The 366-nt window shown below is 57.7% G+C and carries 1 protein-coding gene; it reads right to left on the reverse strand.

Going from position 1 to position 366, the window contains the following annotated elements; translation table 11 throughout:
- A partial coding sequence (locus AAIR21_RS28010) for a phage tail protein (protein ID WP_434682858.1) occupies window positions 1–366 on the reverse strand: 366 nt, incomplete at both ends.

Raw genomic sequence — 366 nt, forward strand, 5'->3', positions numbered from 1 at the left:
TGTAACGGGCCACGAGGTCTGCCTCAACCACCGGCTCCATGGCATCGGCGTACGCGTTCGCCGGGTCTGACCAGGAAACCAGTGCCGACGTGTTGCGGGCTTTTGCGGGGTTGCCGGAGTATTTAAACTCCCCGTTCACCGTATTTGCGGCGGTGTAGCAGAAATCCACATCGCGTGGCATATCCGCGTAACAGACAATCTGGTTATCGCCCCAGAAGGTCATACCCCGAAAAATGGCGGCAAAGTCGCTCAGCACGGTATAGGCATCATTGCGATCCTGCACGTACACGTTACAGATATAACGCGGCTCTGTTCCGTCACCGCCCCTGCCATCCGGTACCAGCTGGTCACAGTACTGCGCCACTT

The organism is Enterobacter sp. PTB (genome assembly GCF_051130085.1).
GTDB lineage: Bacteria > Pseudomonadota > Gammaproteobacteria > Enterobacterales > Enterobacteriaceae > Enterobacter > Enterobacter ludwigii.